This window comes from Prosthecobacter sp., from assembly GCF_034366625.1.
Classification (GTDB): Bacteria; Verrucomicrobiota; Verrucomicrobiia; order Verrucomicrobiales; family Verrucomicrobiaceae; genus Prosthecobacter.
Map to the genome: position 1 here is coordinate 135,741 of NZ_JAXMIH010000030.1, position 16,122 is coordinate 151,862.

General features: G+C 61.1%; 15 protein-coding genes. 10 read left to right on the forward strand and 5 right to left on the reverse strand.

Features of this window, described 5'->3' with window-relative positions:
- The first annotated feature begins 45 nt into the window (after nt 1-45).
- Together U1A53_RS26980 and U1A53_RS26985 are read left to right on the forward strand one after the other, a co-directional pair.
- Complete coding sequence (locus tag U1A53_RS26980) at nt 46-1,428, forward strand: NAD(+)/NADH kinase (protein ID WP_322285042.1); 1,383 nt, start codon at nt 46-48, stop codon at nt 1,426-1,428.
- Between the two features lie 4 nt (nt 1,429-1,432).
- Nucleotides 1,433-2,302, forward strand: coding sequence for an MBL fold metallo-hydrolase (locus U1A53_RS26985; RefSeq protein ID WP_322285043.1), 870 nt, complete (start codon nt 1,433-1,435; stop codon nt 2,300-2,302).
- Here U1A53_RS26985 and U1A53_RS26990 read toward each other — a convergent pair.
- Entirely contained in the window at nt 2,284-2,706 is a 423-nt protein-coding gene (locus U1A53_RS26990) for a rhodanese-like domain-containing protein (protein WP_322285044.1), read from the reverse strand. The genes U1A53_RS26985 and U1A53_RS26990 overlap by 19 nt on opposite strands.
- Nucleotides 2,707-2,988: 282 nt before the next feature.
- On the opposite strand from U1A53_RS26990, the gene U1A53_RS26995 reads away from it, so the two are divergent.
- The 8 genes from U1A53_RS26995 (at nt 2,989) to U1A53_RS27030 (ending at nt 11,262) form a co-directional block, all read left to right on the forward strand.
- Complete coding sequence (locus U1A53_RS26995) at nt 2,989-3,381, forward strand: prepilin-type N-terminal cleavage/methylation domain-containing protein (RefSeq protein ID WP_322285045.1); 393 nt, start codon at nt 2,989-2,991, stop codon at nt 3,379-3,381.
- 124 nt (nt 3,382-3,505) lie between these two features.
- Nucleotides 3,506-3,994, forward strand: a complete 489-nt coding sequence (locus U1A53_RS27000; protein WP_322285046.1) for a type II secretion system protein — start codon at nt 3,506-3,508, stop codon at nt 3,992-3,994.
- A gap of 52 nt (nt 3,995-4,046) precedes the next feature.
- Nucleotides 4,047-4,418, forward strand: a complete 372-nt coding sequence (locus tag U1A53_RS27005; RefSeq protein ID WP_322285047.1) for a type II secretion system protein — start codon at nt 4,047-4,049, stop codon at nt 4,416-4,418.
- A gap of 12 nt (nt 4,419-4,430) precedes the next feature.
- Nucleotides 4,431-4,964: a type II secretion system protein gene (locus tag U1A53_RS27010; protein WP_322285048.1), complete on the forward strand. Its 534-nt coding sequence runs from the start codon at nt 4,431-4,433 to the stop codon at nt 4,962-4,964.
- 19 nt (nt 4,965-4,983) lie between these two features.
- Nucleotides 4,984-7,155 carry a GspE/PulE family protein gene (locus tag U1A53_RS27015; protein WP_322285049.1) on the forward strand — a complete coding sequence of 724 codons (2,172 nt, stop codon included), beginning with the start codon at nt 4,984-4,986 and terminating at the stop codon, nt 7,153-7,155.
- Between the two features lie 39 nt (nt 7,156-7,194).
- A complete protein-coding gene (locus U1A53_RS27020) occupies nt 7,195-7,671 on the forward strand; it encodes a response regulator (protein WP_322285050.1) in 477 nt (158 codons plus the stop codon).
- Nucleotides 7,668-10,448 (forward strand): ATP-binding protein, encoded by a 2,781-nt coding sequence (locus U1A53_RS27025; protein WP_322285051.1) that lies wholly within the window; start codon nt 7,668-7,670, stop codon nt 10,446-10,448. Before U1A53_RS27020 ends, U1A53_RS27025 begins: the two co-directional genes overlap by 4 nt.
- Before the next feature lie 133 nt (nt 10,449-10,581).
- Nucleotides 10,582-11,262, forward strand: coding sequence for a hypothetical protein (locus tag U1A53_RS27030; protein ID WP_322285052.1), 681 nt, complete (start codon nt 10,582-10,584; stop codon nt 11,260-11,262).
- 53 nt (nt 11,263-11,315) lie between these two features.
- Here the strand turns inward: U1A53_RS27030 and U1A53_RS27035 are convergent, their stop codons facing one another.
- The 4 genes from U1A53_RS27035 to U1A53_RS27050 form a co-directional block, all read right to left on the reverse strand.
- Nucleotides 11,316-14,024, reverse strand: a complete 2,709-nt coding sequence (locus U1A53_RS27035; RefSeq protein ID WP_322285053.1) for an alkaline phosphatase family protein — start codon at nt 14,022-14,024, stop codon at nt 11,316-11,318.
- A 224-nt stretch (nt 14,025-14,248) separates the two neighbouring features.
- Nucleotides 14,249-14,539 (reverse strand): hypothetical protein, encoded by a 291-nt coding sequence (locus U1A53_RS27040; protein ID WP_322285054.1) that lies wholly within the window; start codon nt 14,537-14,539, stop codon nt 14,249-14,251.
- Entirely contained in the window at nt 14,536-14,754 is a 219-nt protein-coding gene (locus U1A53_RS27045) for an addiction module protein (RefSeq protein WP_322285055.1), read from the reverse strand. The genes U1A53_RS27040 and U1A53_RS27045 overlap by 4 nt, the downstream gene beginning before the upstream one ends.
- Before the next feature lie 146 nt (nt 14,755-14,900).
- Nucleotides 14,901-15,533 (reverse strand): PEP-CTERM sorting domain-containing protein, encoded by a 633-nt coding sequence (locus U1A53_RS27050; protein WP_322285056.1) that lies wholly within the window; start codon nt 15,531-15,533, stop codon nt 14,901-14,903.
- Between the last annotated feature and the right edge of the window lie 589 nt (nt 15,534-16,122).

The following is a 16,122-nucleotide window of genomic DNA, read 5'->3' on the forward strand; positions in this document are numbered from 1 at the left end:
AGTTCTCGCGGCTTGCACTCGTTTCGACCGCTGGCAGGATGATGCATGCCGAAAAGCATCGCCATTTTTGGAGGCAGCTTCAATCCCCCTGGAAACCATCACACGGCCATCGCCAGACGTCTGGCGGAGATGTTTGACGAAGTGCGCGTGATTCCCTGCGGGCCGCGTCCTGACAAGCCGGTGACGGGCAGCGTGCCGTCGGTCTATCGTGCGGCGCTGGCGGACATTGTGTTTGGCGGGCTGCCGAAGGTGGTGGTGGATCTCTCGGACTTTGAGCAGGAGACCTTCACGCGGAGTCATGAGCTGCAGACGCGTTTCGAAACACAGGGCGAGGTCTGGCATGTGGTGGGGGCGGATTTGATCGCAGGAGGTGCGCGTGGGGAGTCGCAGATTCAGCGCACTTGGGCGCGTGGGGTGGAGTTTTGGCAAAAAGCGAATTTCGCGGTGCTGCGGCGGCCTGGCTATGAGGTGGATGTGCGCGATCTGCCGCCGCATGCACGGGAGGTGGATTTGATGGCCGAAGGCGCCAGCACGGTGATCCGTGAACGTTTGAGAAGCGGTCAAAGCGTGGTGGAGATGCTCCATCCGCATGCGCTGGCCTACATCGAGCGCTACGGCCTGTATCGTGCGCCGATTCCGGGCAACTGGGCGCGGGGCACGCTCGAAGACGCGAAGTTTTTTCTCCAGGCCGACGGTGCCAATCCCAAAGTGCGTGAGCTGAGCACGGCGTTGGACAGCGGGCACGTTCCGGCCAGTGAGGCGGATTTTATCAGTGTCGTTGGCGGTGATGGAGCGATGCTGCGCAGCATTCGCGAGCACTGGCGGGCACGGCTGCCGTTCTTCGGCATCAACGCGGGCCATCTCGGCTTCCTGCTGAACGCACCGGAGCAGGTGAACGCCCGCGCCTTTCCGCCGAGCGATGTCATCTTCCGCCAACTGCCGATGCTGTTCCTCGAATTTGAGGACGAAAACGGAGGGAAGCACACGGCGCATGGTTTCAATGACGCGTGGCTGGAGCGGGCGACGAGCCAGAGCGCGTGGCTGGAGATCACCGTGAACAACGTGCGGCGTATTCCCAAACTGGTGAGCGACGGGGCGCTGGTGGCCACCGCCGCCGGATCGACGGCTTATGCACGCAGCATGGGAGCTTCGCCTTTGCTGGCGGATACGCCGGCCTGGCTGCTCGTCGGCTCAAACGTGCTGGAGCCGGCACACTGGCGCAGCGCGCTGCTGTCACCAGACACGACGGTGGAAATCCGCAGCCTTGACCCGCAGAACCGGCCCGTGCAGGCCTTTGTGGACGGTCTCAGCATGGGACGCGTGGTAGCACTGCATGCACGGCTCTCGCGAGCAGCGGCGGCAGAGCTGGTGTTCTGCGCCAGTCACGACATGGCGGAGAAGATTGCGGCGATTCAGTTTGGAGCCTGAACCGATGATTCCTGCGATTCAGAAGGACGATGCGTTGCTCGCTGACATGGCGGCAGCCTCGAACGACGAAAGCACGCTGCATGTCTGGTGGCTGGGGCAGAGCGGGTTTTTGGTGCAGTGGGCAGGGGAGACGCTGCTGTTTGATCCCTATCTGTCCGATTCGCTGACGAAGAAATACGCGCTCACCGACAAACCGCATGTGCGGATGACCGAGCGCTGCATCGATCCGGGCAGATTGACGGGCATCAGCCGCGTGACGGCCAGCCATGTGCATACGGATCACCTGGATGGCGAAACGTTGGTGCCGCTGGCGAAAACGAATCCAGGTTTTCGATTGTATCTGCCGCATCCGATCATTCACGAGGCTGAAAAACGGCTGGGAGACGCCGAGGTCGTGTTCTGTGGCATCGGAGATCATGATGTGCATGCTGAAGGAAGCTGGGAAGTGCGGGGTGTGATCGCCAAGCACAACGAGGTGCTGCGTGATGAGCAGGGGCATTGTCATTACACGGGTTTCATCGTGAAATGCGGCCCGTTCACGATTTATCACAGTGGTGACACGCTCTGGCATGACGACATCGTGAAAGCCACGCGTGAGCAACGCTGCGATCTGATGCTGCTGCCAATCAACGGCAACAAACCCGAACGTCGTGTGGCTGGAAACCTCCATGGCACCGAGGCGGCGGCCCTGGCGAAGGCGGGAGGCGCGGGACTAGTCGTGCCATGCCATTACGACATGTTTGAGTTCAACACGGAAACACCAGATGAATTTGTGACGGCCTGCGAGCGCCTGCAGCAGCCGTTCAAGGTGATGCGCTGCGGTGAGAAGCTGGAATTAAAAGCCCCAAGCGTCGATCACTTCGCGATCGCCTGACCGCTGGCGGTCCAGGCGTTGAAGCCCCCCCTGAGCAGCAGGATGTTTTTGAAGCCGAGCTTGTGCATTTCCACGGCGACGAGCTTTGCCCTGCCGCCAATGGCGCAGTACACGATGCAGGGTTTGGTTTTGTCCAGTCTTGCCAGTTCATCGAGCGTTTTCTGGCCGTGAAAGTAGTCGTGATGCAGTGAATTGAGGATGTGGCCACGTGTGCGGCGTTCTTCCTCGGTGCGGACGTCAATGATCAAGGTGTCGAGGTGGTCCACGAGCTGGCGTTCGACTTGTTCGGGAGCGATTTCGTGAACCTCAGGAGGCAGAACGACAGCAGGGGGCGTGGTTTCAGCCGTGGCCATGTGCTGCCAGGCTGCAGAGAGAAGAAGGAGGATCAGAAAGCGGAATTTCATAAGCGTTGAACAGGCATTCTAGCGGGGATTTTCGAAGTGTCTGTGGTGTGTTGCAGCGTCAGGAGATCTGGTCTGCGAAAGAGGGGGTGAAGGAAAAGTACTCGTAGAGGGGACGAGTTCACAAGGAGGCGAACCATAATTGTGAGAAATTTGTGATAATTATAAAATTTATGTTGAATCAATTTGTGATAGCTGATATAAATTCAATAATTCAATGCTGAACAACTCAAACGAGAGGTTCACATCGAAGCAACACCAACAGCCAAACACACACACAACACTATGAAAAACATCAAGCTCAACACCTCCCGCAAGGCTGGCTTCAGCCTCGTGGAAATGCTCGTCGTCATCGCCATCATCGGCATCATCGCCGCGATCGCGATTCCTAACATCGGCACGCTGAACGACAATGCTCGTGACGCCGCCGCCAAGCGCAATGCTCAGACCGTCGCCTCCGTGCTTAACGCCGCTATCGCTGCTGGCGTTGACACCACTGGCTGGACGAGCGCCAACCTCCTCGACAAGGCTCAGACGGGCGTTTCCCCGGCTGACGGCGCCTTCCAGGGCAAGACCTTCACGTCCGGCCCGATCGACGACGATGAAGAAGCCAAGGCTGCTGCCTACCTGACCTGGGACGACACCAACAAGCAGGTCGCCTACAACCCCGGCTCGTAATAGCCGTCGGTTCGACTTGTCGCCTGGCTCTGTGACTTAAACAACAGATTCGGACGATTCACGTCCGCCGGGGAGGTGACTCCCCGGCGGATTTTGTGCAACAAAGAACAAGGCTGCGATGGACATGAACATGACAATTCACACGCGAGGCAGGAATGGATTCAGCTTTGTCGAGGCGATCTTCACGATTGCCATCATCGGCATCATGTCATCGCTCGTGGTGAGCGCGATCTCCAACGCCTCGCGCGATGCCCATCGTGTCATGGCACGGCAGCAGCAGGCGTCAGTACAGAGCGCCCTGACCGCCTGGGTGATGGCGCAGACCCGTGTGGGCAGCACCTCCCAGGTACGCAGCCTCGAAAGCGTACGCACCACGTACAATGCCTTGGGCACCACCTCCGCACGCTTCAATCTGCTGGTTCCCAATCCGGCCTCGGCAGATCTCAATTTGCGCGCCGGATTCCTCGATCAGACGACGGCAGATCACTTTCTGGATTACACGACTGGCACCGAAAGAATGAAAACGGCCGCTTTGGACAACGCGAAGCAATATCTGGCGCTTCCCATCTGGCAGAGCGGTGATTTCCCGCGTGTGGACCTGGTCAATGAATAAAACCGCCTTTGACTTCATCATGAACGCCGCATCCAAAAAATCACGATCATCCATGCGAGGCTTCTCCTTGGTGGAGATGATGGCCTGTGTGTCAATCATCGGCATCATCGCCTTCATGGCGATCCCTTCCGTCACGCGCATGCGCAGTGACAGCGAACGCAACTTGGCGATCGCGCGCGCCGAGGCGCTGAATCTTGCCCAGGCGAGCTACATTCAGGTGCGTGGTCGCACGCAGGCGGCGCTGGACTGGTCCTCGGCGGCTTCGGCGGAATCGAAGTACACGCTGCTGCGTCCTTATCTGAGCTTTTCGGAGACCACCCTGGCCGCCTTCATGCCGTCCGGGTACTCGGTGACTTTTGCCCCAGCCATCACCTCCATGACCAAGGCCGCGCTCACCGGCCCGACCGGAACCATTTATTACTGACGCACCTCCAGCATGATCACCTCCACCCACAGAGGAACCTGTTTGCGGAACTCCGCCTCTCTGCCGCGTCGCAGGGAGCGTGGTTTTTCTGTCACTGAGCTGGTCGTCACCATTTCCATCATGGGGGTGCTCGCAGGCATCACGGTGGGATCGTTCAACCAATTTTTGGGCGGAGCCAAGGATGCGCTGGCGGAGGCGCGGCAGGAAATGCTCAATCAGGCGCTGCATCGTTTCGCCCAGCAGAACTACGAGATGCTGTTCAATGCCATGGACAGCGCCACGGCGGATGAAATGGTCATCCTGCGCACGCTTCAGTACCGTGACACAAACCTCGGCCGCGCGAAGATCGGCTCGCCCTACATGGATCCGCGCTACAACCCGCTGTCCTCCAGCTCCACCACGCTGTACCGCCTGCGCTGGACCGGAAGGATGTATGAACTGCTCAAACCCGGGCAGTCAGGAACCGGGCTGCTGATGAATTTCGAAGGCACAGACTTCACCACGGCATTCGTCTTTCCGCCGAACTTTCAAATGGCGGGACGCTGATCCCGCCACGCACGCTCTCATGTCCGCCACCCTCCAGATTCCGGTCTCTTCAACGCCAAAATCCTTTGGCGCTGCGAGTAATCCGCCGAACGCGACAATTGAGGCGCGGCAGACGGCGATTCTCGCCATTCAATCCATCGAGGGACTCGCCCTGCAGCACGGCATGCTGCCAGTCACGCTGCTGCGCGAGAGCTGCTCGCCGGATGCTGAGCGCCTGATCCGCAAACTCGGTCGTGTCCCTTATGTGGCTGATCCGTGGCTGCCGGTCACCACCATCGGCCCGCTGCTGGTCATGGCGCATCACAATCCGCGGGCAGGGGACCTGTGGGGCGTTCCGCCGTTCCTGACGATCCGGGTGCTCGTCACGCAGGAGCAGTATCAAAACACGCGCAAGGATCTCGTGCAGCGTTTTGGCCAGATGCCGATCTCGCAGTCGAACGCGATGGAGCAGCTTCAGCCGCCGGTGTTTGCCGACATGGGACTGGAGGGCTCCTTCAACTGGCTGCTCGAGCACTGCCCTTACGAGCCGGCGGAAATCACCAAGCTCAAGGGCTTCTACGAGGCGCAGAAGGGCAAGTCTGACACGCTCGGCATCACGCACTTCAATGTGGTGCAACGCAACATGGGCGTCGCCTTGCAGCATCTCATCAGCAACTGCCGGACACTCGTTTACAGCGCCACCGAAGCGCAGCGCCAGACATTCTTCCCGATCCCGCTGCTGGAACGGCACAACGTCTATCCGCTCTACATCGGTAAGCATGTCGTCTTCCTGCTCAGTGAGAGCAGCGACTGTTACGCCTTCGAGGACGAATGGCTCTCCATGGGCAATCCGGCGGTGAAAATCGTCCCCGTGCTGGCCGATCTGGCGAGCATCCGTGAGGCCATCAACCGTGCCGGCGCCACGTTCGATCCCAGTGCGGTGGCCTCGATGGAGGGGGCGTCGCTCTCAGTCGCCGACGATTCCAGTGTCGTCGAAATCTCTCCCGAAGACATGGCGCGGGTCAATCCGCAGAATCCGAATCATGAGCCCGAGCAGCTCGTGCAGTGGGCCTTGTTCACCGCCATTCGCTGTCGCGCCTCCGACTTGCATGTGGAGAAGTTCTACAGCTTCACGCGCTTTCGTGCGCGCATGGACGGCACCATGAAAACCATCATGACGGCCCCGGAAAGCCAGCTCAACCGCTACGTGGCGCTGCTGAAAAACTACGCAGGCATGAACCAGAACCGCCAGGAATGTCAGGACGGCCGCATGGCGCTTTCGATAGGCCGTCGCCGTGTCGATGTCCGTGTCGCCGCCATCCCGACGCGGCGTGAGTTCCAGAAAGTCATCATGCGCTTCCTTGACAAGCAGGACGGGGTGAAGCGCCTCTCGGACTTCAACCTCTCCCAGCGCCAGATCGACATCCTAACCCGCACGATGCAGCGTGATCAGGGCCTCGTTCTCGTCACCGGCCCCACCGGTTCCGGCAAGACCACGACGCTCTATGCGCTGCTCAACAGCGTGAACGATGAAGGCGTCAACATCCAGACCATCGAAGACCCCATCGAATACGAGATCGAGGGCATCAACCAAACGCAGACCAACAACGCACGCGGACTCGATTTCGCCAACGGTCTCCGTTCCCTGCTGCGTGCCGACCCGGACATCATTCTGATTGGTGAATCACGCGATGCGGAAACCGCCGGCGCTGCGGTGAATGCCTCGCTCACCGGCCACTTGGTGCTCACCACCCTGCACGCGAACGACTCGCTGCGTGCTGTTTCGCGACTGTTGTCCATGGGCGTCGAAAAATACCTCCTCGCCGACTCCCTCGCCCTCAGCCAGGCGCAGCGCCTGTCCCGCCGTCTGTGCAGCTACTGCAAGCAGCCCATGCAGGCACCGCAGGATGTGCAGGACCTGATGGCCAAGCAGGCCGTCATCACCCAGCCGCTCACCACCCCGATCTACAACGCCCGTGGCTGCGATGAGTGTCATGGCACCGGCTATGCCGGTCGCGTGGCCCTCATGGAGCTCTGTGAGGTGAACAACGAGCTGCGGGATCTGGTGGAAGAAGGCGCGCCACTCAGCGCCATGCGCGCCGCCGCCTTCAAGAACGGCTTCCGTTCCCTCTACCAGGAGGGCCTGCAGCAGGTCATTGGCGGCCACACCTCGCTCGATGAGATCAAATGCCTCAGCTACACAGCCATGTGATGCGCCTGAAATTTTCAATTATTCCACCCTTCGCAAGCCATGTCACAATCCACCCAGCTCCTCCCTCGTGAATTCGCCGCGCGCGCCGTCGCCCGCGTGCTGATCGTTGATGATGAACCGCACGTTCTTGCCGTGGGCAAGGCCGTGCTGGAAGCCCACGGTTTTGAGGCCGTGGCCTCGCGCAGCGGGGAGGAAGCGCTCGAGCTCGTGCGTAAAGGCGTCGAGGAGGGGCAGCGCTTCAGCGTGGCAATCCTGGACATCACCATGCCTGAGGGGGCCTCCGGCTTTGAAGTGCTCGAATGGCTGCGCGCCTGCGATCCGCGCCTGCCCGTCATCGCCTGCAGCGGTTACTTTCAGGAGGATGTGAAGGATCTCTGCCAGGCTATCGGTTTCGTCGATGTACTGCACAAGCCCTTCAATCTCGAAAGCCTCTGCCTCGCCGTGCGCCGCGCCATGGTTCAGGACATCGAGGCAGTCGGGGTCGTCTCCACTCTGCAGCCTGGAACTGCGTCATGAGGTTCAATTTCCAGATCGCCAATCGCTTCACCCTGCTGGGCATGTTTGCCGTCCTGGTCGGTGCGGGGGCGACTGCGTCCGGATTCCTCTGGCAGGAGTTCATCACCCTGCGCTTCGTGCAGAGCTCCTACCTCGGCGCGGTCGTGCTTGCCGGGCAGATGGAGTTGAACCGTCAGGCGCTCACCGAGCCGGAGATCACCGGCGTGGCACCCTTGAACTGGGAGAATGAAACCCGCATGCGCATGCGCCTGCAGACGGTGGACATCCCGCCTGCGCTACAAAATCTCGGCTTGCAGGTCGAGGTCGTCGCGCCTCGTCAGGCTGCCGCCGGAGCAGGGGGGCTGCCCGTGGCGAAATCCCCGCCCATCGCCATCCTGCCCATCTGCCAGAAGTGCATCATTGAGGAGCCCTCCCCGGCTCACATGGATAATCTCATCTACCGCGTCATGGCGGGCAGCTCCCTCGTGATGGATGACACCAGCGACAGCCGGTCTCTGGAGATCAACGGGGCCGACCACTGGCTCATCAGCGCCGCCCCGCTTTACAGCCGTGACGGCCATGTCGCCGGTGCGTTCATCGCCCGCCAGCCGCTGGTGCAGTTGCGCCATCTGCTCAACACCCAGCGCCTCATGGTGCCCATTCTCGGCGGCTGTGCCGGTCTCGCCCTCGCGGTGTTCAGCTTCTACATCATTGGCACGCGCATCACCCGGAAAACACGCGCCCTCGTGGAGGCCTTCCGCGCCATGCGCTCCGGTAATCTCAACATCCGCGTCCCCGCCCGTGGCCGCGACGATCTCGACCTTGTTCAGGAGGAGTTTAATGCGATGATCACCCACGTACAGGAGGAGGATCATCGCAAGCATGCCCTCCTCATCGAGTACGAGGCCGCCAAGCGCCAGGCCGAGACCGCCACCGCCGCCAAGGGCAACTTCCTCGCCAACATGAGCCACGAAATCCGCACGCCGATGAATGGCATCATCGGCACCACCAGCCTGCTCATCGAGATGGGTCTCGATGACGAGCAGGAGGAACTCGTGCGCATGATCCGCTCCAGCGGCGAGTCCCTCCTCCATGTCATCAATGACATCCTCGACTTCTCCAAGCTCGAGTCTGCCAAGATGGACATCGAAAAACTGCCCTTGGACATCGAAAAACTTCTCAGCGAGACCACCGATGTCTTCTCCCACAAGGCCGCCGAGAGAAACATCGAGCTCAACGTCCACATCGACACCGCCCTGCCGCGCAAGGTCATGGGCGACTTCCAGCGCATCAAGCAGATCCTCGTCAACCTCGTCGGCAACGCCATCAAGTTCACCGAACGCGGCGAGATCCTCATCCTCGTCCGTCAGGTCTCCCGCCAGACCCCGCAGGGCGACCAGACCCTCCTCCATTTCTCCGTGCGCGACACCGGTATCGGCATCCCGGCGGAAAAAATCGGCCAGCTCTTCCAGGCCTTCAACCAGGCCGACACCTCCACCACCCGCAAGTATGGCGGCACCGGCCTCGGCCTCGCCATCTCCAAAAAACTCGTCAAACTCATGCACGGTGAGATCAGCGTCGTCAGCGAGGAAGGGAAGGGCTCCGACTTCTTCTTCGAGGTGCCGCTCGTCGTCGCCCCCGATGATGAATCGCGCGAGGAGGAGATCGCCTGGATGGATGTCGTCAAAAGCCGCCCCGTCACCGTGTACAGCGCGCATCCCACCACCCTCCAGGTGCTCAATCAGTCGCTCCAGCAGTGGGGCATGACCGTGAACATCCTGCGCGAACGCTCCCTGGAGGAACTCGGCCACGTCCTGGAGGAGGCCGGACTCTTCATCCTCGATGTCTCACGCTTGCGCCATGAGGAGGCCCTGCCGCTGCTGAATGCCGCCGCCGTCCGCGGCACCGCCATCATCACCATCATGCCCATCACCAGCGCGAAGCTCGACCGCGAGCGCTGCGCCCCGCCCCCGGGCAGCCGCCACAGCCGCCTCTCCAAGCCCCTCAAGCGGCGCGAGTTGCTGCGCACCATGGCCGAGCTCTACCGCATGCCGCGGCGTGTCATCACCACGCCCGTCGCCATGGCTCACGTCCCCGCCATCGCTCCCATGCTCACACCGCCCGGTATGCCCGTCCTGCGTCCCGCCAGCACCCCCATGCTGCATCAAATGCAGCCGCCCCAGATGCAGGTTCCCCCCCAGACCTTCTTCCAGCCCCTGGCCGCCAGCTTTGCCACGCCCTCCGTCCTCGACACGCCCGCTCCTCCGGCCATCTTCATGTCCGATCAAGGTGCCGCACGTTCCGCTGCTGGCGGTCACGATGCGCAGGTCTCCAGCTCCACCAACCGCGCCATCGCCAAGGTCGCCAAAGCCGAGGTCGATAACTTCGCCAGCCAAAACCCCGCGCGCATCCTCCTCGTCGAGGATCAGCCCTTGAATCAGAAGATCGCCACCATGCTCCTCCAGCGTCTCGGCTACGCCAAGATGGACATCGCCAACAACGGCGAGGAGGCCGTCAGCATGGTCGCCCAGAACAGCTACGACATCGTCTTCATGGATCTCCAGATGCCCGTCATGGGCGGTGTCGAGGCCACCCGCCGCATCCGTGGCAATTTCCAGCTCAAGCACCAGCCCGCCATCATCGCCATGACCGGCCACGCCCTCACCGGCGTCAAGGAGGAGTGCCGCGAGTGTGGCATGAACGCCTTCCTCACCAAGCCTGTCTCCCTCGACGACTTCCGCCGCGTCATCCCGCCCGCCCTCGCCGTCGAAGCCTCGCAGATCCCCATGAGCTTCTAACGTGCGGAGGGCAGACTTCCCCATGTGTCTGCGTAGTCGGCAACGCCGCCGGAGCGTTGCCTCTCCATGCCTGTTCAATGTAACGCTCTCTGCGTTCACTTGCCGTCCGGGCATTCCTCGCCAAAGATCGGGCATGCGTCGCCCTTGGATCAAAATCGAAACCGCCACGCCGGACAAACCGGAGATCTGCGCCATCGCCACCACCCTCCGCATGGACGCCGACGCCGTGCTCGGCAAACTCGTCCGCCTCTGGTCTTGGGTGGAGGTGAATCGCGCCCCGGCAAACGATTTGGGCGTTACCAAAGAGTTCATCGACAAGCTCGTCGGCCGCAAAGGCTTCGCCGCCGCCCTTGTGGTCTGCGGCTGGCTCGTGGAAGGGGACGGAAAGCTCGGTTTGAAGAACCTCGACCGCCACAATGGCGGTCTCGCCAAGGTCCGCGCCCTCACTGCCCAGCGCGTCGCCGTGCATCGGAAACGCAAGCTGGCGCGTCAGGTGGAAATCGTTGCTAAAGCGTTACGTTATGAGCCGGTGTTAACGCCCAAAGAGTCTCCCGTGAAAAACGTTGAAACACAGAATAAACCACTGGAGACCAGTCAAAATATCATGCATGAATTGCAGGCCTTCGACGCTGACGATGTAACGCATTTTGAAACGCTTCCAGTCACCGCCGACTCCCCGGAATTCACCCCGCCGGAACCGGCTATGGGTGCCGCTCCTGTGATCGAAGAGGAGATGACGCACGACGACAACGCTCCCCGCAAACGCCGCTCACGCACCCAGGGCGATTCCCCCGATCAGCCTCTGCTTTTCTGAGTTTTTGTGACGTAAATGTAACGATTTAAGCGTGATGATTCCTGCCCTGGCGTTCAGATGCTGCGCTGACGATGAAGCTGTGGGTTCACAACGGCAGGCATCGCCTGATGTCGTGGCAGGCGGCCTTCACCGAGGAAATCGGCGATGAGCGCGGCTCCGACTTGAGGATCGCGGACGAGGGCGGGGTAATCGACTTCCAGCAGGCTCACGCGCGTGTGTTTGCGCAGGACGACAAGTATGTCGAGCGCGTGCTTTTGCTGCGCGGTTTCGAGATGCGCGCGCTCGGTCTTGGGATTCGTGCCTTTGTGCTCGAGCATCTGCCACTGGCTGGCGACGACCTCCTGCACGGGACGCGTCATGAAAATGATCTTGTACTTGTGCTTCGGCGGCAGGTTCGGCAGCAGGGCGCTGATGACCTTGGTGGCCTTGCCGTGGGCCTGCTCGATGAGCAACGGGCGTTTGGGCAGGTTCTTGATGTCCTCCCACTCCCAGTAGCCTTCGGGATTGTCGATGTCGGCCTCGCGTTTGCCATCGTGCATGAGTTCCATGCCGCCAGCGCGGAGCATCTGCATCATGAGGCTGGTGCCGCTGCGGGGCAGGCCGCTGACGAGCACGAACTCCTGGTCCGCAGGCATGTCGCTCTTGCTGGCGGCTGCGCGTTCGCGCTTTTCTTCAAGACGGCGTTTTCCTTCAGCCGCGAGAGCGGGCACGCGGGCGGCGCTCTCGCGGCGGACGCGCTCGGTGCGCTCCTGCTCGGCCTTGCGGTGCTCGCTGCGGAGCAGTTTGAGTTTCAAGAGGGCTCCTTCGGCGGCTTCCGTGTTTCCTTGGCCGCGCAACGCCGTAGCGAGGTAATGCCACGCGGGGTAAAAATGCGGCGCGAGCTGTGTGGCGAGGCTGAGGGCCTGAGAGGCGGCGTTCCACTGCTTCAGCGTGACCAAGGCGACGCCGAGGAGGAAATGGCCGCGCGGATTGCCGTACTGGAAGCCGGTGGCCGCCAGCGCGTAATCGACAGCGTCTTCCGGCTGATCGAGATGCAGTGCGGAGCGCGCGAGGCCGATGTGGGCCAGCGCATTGTGCGGATCGACCTCCAGCGTGGTGTGGCAGGTCTGCTGGCAGTCCTCCCAGCGGTGCAGTTTGAGCAGCGCCTCAATGCGCAGGCTCAGGTAGGCGAGATCACGCGGACGCTCTGCGGCGATGATGGCAAGGTGCTCCAGTGCTTGCGCGGGCTGCTTGCGCTCGATGGCGATGTTGGCGCGGATCATGTGCGCGGCGGTTTTGTCGCCGAAACCTGCCAGGATGGCCGCGACAGTCTGTTCTGCCTCGTTCAACAAGCCGAGGCGCAGGTAGCAGCGGGCGAGCACCTGGGCGTAATCGAGCCGCTCGGGATAGCGATGATAAATGTCCTCCAGCATCGGCAGGGCCTGCTCGTGGCGGCCGGTGTCCATGCAGGCGCGGGCCATGTTCCAGGTGTTTTCGCGATTCGTTTCCTCAGCGGCTTCGCCGGGGTCGTCGGAGATCTCGTTGATGTAGCCGAGATCGACGAACTGCTGCAGCAGCGCCTTGTTGTCGGCGTCGGTGAGCTGGGATGCTTGAGAGGGATGGGGCTTGGAGGCGCTTTCCCAGGTCGGAATCGTCTTCACGTCCGGGGCTTCTTCAAACGCCTCACGCAGCACGCGGCCTTCCATGTCCTGGCCGACGGGGAGATCGAAGTAGCTCAGGATCGTCGGTGTTACGTCGAGCAGACGGGCACCGTAGATCAGCGCGTCCTGTTTGAAGCCCGGCCCGGCGGCGGCAAAGATGCCCTGGGGGCGATGCCACACGGTGATGCCGGCGGGAACACGCGGCGTGAAGGTGGGCCGCAGGTGATCGCTGTGGAAGCCGTGGTCGCTGACCAGCATGAGCGCGGTGTCAGGACCGGCGATCTGCATCAGGCGGGCCAGCAGCAGGTCGTGAAAGCGGTAAGCGCTGTTCACCACGTCCTTGTAAAGCGCGAAGTCAGCATCCGGCGCGCCCGGCATCTGCGGCGGGTGAAAGGGCATGAACTCGTGGCAGATCTCGTCGATGGCGCGGTAATAGATGGCCGTGAAGTCCCAGTCGGGCCGGTTTTCCATCAGCCAGCACGCGGCAGAGTGGACGCTGCTGGCTTCCGCGAGCCGTTCCGCGAGATGCCAGAGGCGTTTGTCCTTGGCTTGATCAATCGACGGCGCATCCGGCACGAACAAGCGCAGGACTTCATCAGGATCGATGTCCCAGGGGCTCACGCGGCGCTCGTTGAGATGCTCGGCGAGGTCTTCCGGCCAGTAAGTGCCCGGCGCGGGCTTGGGCCAGTCTTCCGGCGCGTCTTCCTGGTGCTTGAAGCTGTTGTACAAGTTCGAGACGATGCAGCCCTGCGGATGCTGCTCTCCCTGCGTGGCGAACCAGCTCACCACATGGGATTTGAGTCCGCGCTCGCCCAGCATCTCCCACACCGTCTTGCAACGACGTGTCGCTGCCGAGACCGGCACCACTTGGCCTGCCTCATTCACCTCCGTAAAACCCGGCACGCCATGATGATACGCATGCTTCCCGGTGGCGATGCTCGTCCAGAGCATCGGCGAGAGCTGCGGGTCCAGCGTGGTCAGATTGCCCGAGGTGCCTTGTTCGAGCAGGCGCTGCAGCGCAGGCATCTGCCCGGCATCGACCAGCGGCTGGATGATCTTCCAGTCCGCGCTGTCCCAGCCGACAAGGAGGAGTTTGGGTTTGGGGTGTGAGGTTTCAGGCATGGAAAGAAAAATGATTTTAACCACAGAGTCACGATGGACACAGAGATTTCTGATCAGGAGCTTTTTTCAGACCTCTGTGTTCATCGTGCATCTGTGGTGAAGTTCTTCCGGGTCTAGGTCATAAAAAAGTGCGGACACTGCTGCCCGCACCCTCGTGATTGTTGAGTCGATGCTGAAGTGCGGAGGCTTACGCCGCCTGCTTCCGGCGGCGGCGCAGGAAGCGCTCACAACTCCCGGAGTCTGCGCCCGATCGTCTCCTCGGATTGCCGAAGATCCATCACCGCGCCGACGAACACCCGTTTTCCCGACACGGTGTAAAAGATGCCAAAGTTCGTCTTGGTGACCACGAGCCGCCGGATGCGCCCGCCGCTTTGCGGCGGCCCGGCTTCCGGGAACAAGCGTAAAATCCCCAGCGCGTGATCGACCCGCTGATAAATCCGCTCGCCCTGCACGGCGTAGATGCTCAGTACATCACTCTGCGCCCCTTGCAGGAGCACGATCTCACTCAGGTTCACGGCAGTTGAAAGTGACGTTTGAACTGCTCCAGCGTCATCGCTGTGCTCGGGTCACGCTCAAATTCCGCAAAGCGCTGCTCCACGATCTTCAGGATGGCAGGATTCGTCGGCAGTTCCGCCTGCCGCTCGTCCACCTCATCCCAAAGTTCGACCGCGAGGCTCCATTTCTCCTCCAGACTGAGGCCTGCGATGGCGGGCAGTGTTGCGGCGTTCATGAGGCCAAGATTGCCATCAAATCCCATTCGGACAACTCAGTTCTTTTCTGCCACTTTTATCCAAGACCTGACAGTTCATCCCATGCCTGAACAACCAGAGGTGCCCGCACTTGGGTGTTGTTGAGTTGATGCTGCGGAGCGGAGGCTTACACCGCCTGCTTCCGCCTGCGGCGCAGGGCCACACCGCCCAGACCGGCCAGTGCCAGCAGCGCACGGCTGGGCTCGGGCACCGCCGCCGCGCCCGCGCCGGCCAGGATGCCGGTGTTGGCCGCGCTCTCATAGGCGAAGTCGTGCAGGGTGAGATGGTCGGTGGTGGCATCATCATAGGTGATCCGCGCCCAGCCGAAATGGTCCTGGCTGCCGATTTGGAAGCGCAGACCAATATAGCCCGTGGTGCCGTCCAAGTTCGTGTTCCACGGATGGCCAGCGCTGTTACGATTGTCAAAGTACAGCCAACTTGAGTTAAATGCCAAATTCGAGCCGATTGAATCACCAAGGTTGAGCCGAAGCAGCCGATTACTGGACAGCTCGACAGCGCTGTAGCTATAACTGCTTGGCAGCATAAATGTGTAGTTCGGCTGGCCGCCAAACAGCCGAAACTCACCCGAATTGTCGAAGTCGAACAAAGAATCTCCGGCCGCCCCCGAAGTCATGCTGAAGTCAACCATGCCGGTGCTGGTGCTGACGTCGGTGGGATTCCAATAGACGATGGCCGCCTGCACCTGCGATGAGCCAAGCACGGCTGCCGTGCCAAGAGCGCCGGTGAGGTAGGACGCCAAGGGCGTGCGATGGCGTGAACTCAGACGGGGTGAAGGGCAAGGGGCAGCAGGGAGTGGAATCATATGGAAAATACAACAAACACTCTGATCCATGGGTTAAGATGATATACTAAATTAAGGTTTATAATTTAGCCTGAAACATTCTGACCGGTGCAGCATGCCTCGAGCAGGAATGCTGATTCCCCTGATTCGATGAATCCGCCACCGTGGAGAGGAAAAATGAATTTAACCACAGCTGCGAAGCCGCGAAGCGAACCACGATGGACACAGAGATTTCCATTCAGGGTCTTTTCAGACCTCTATGTCCATCGTGCCTCTGTGGTTTACCTTCTGGGGCTGCTGTCACAAAAAAGTGCGGGCACTGCGGCCCGCACCTGGGTGATTCTTGAGTCGATGCTGATGCGCGAATGACTACACCGCCTGCTTCCGCCTGCGGCGCAGGGCCACACCACCCAGACCGGCCAGTGCCAGCAGCGCACGGCTGGGCTCGGGGACGGCTCCCACATCGCCCACGGTGATCGAATTACCGACGACGGACTCGACGTAGGCGGAGTGGATGGCCAGCTCCTTCGTCGCCTCAGTCCAGCTC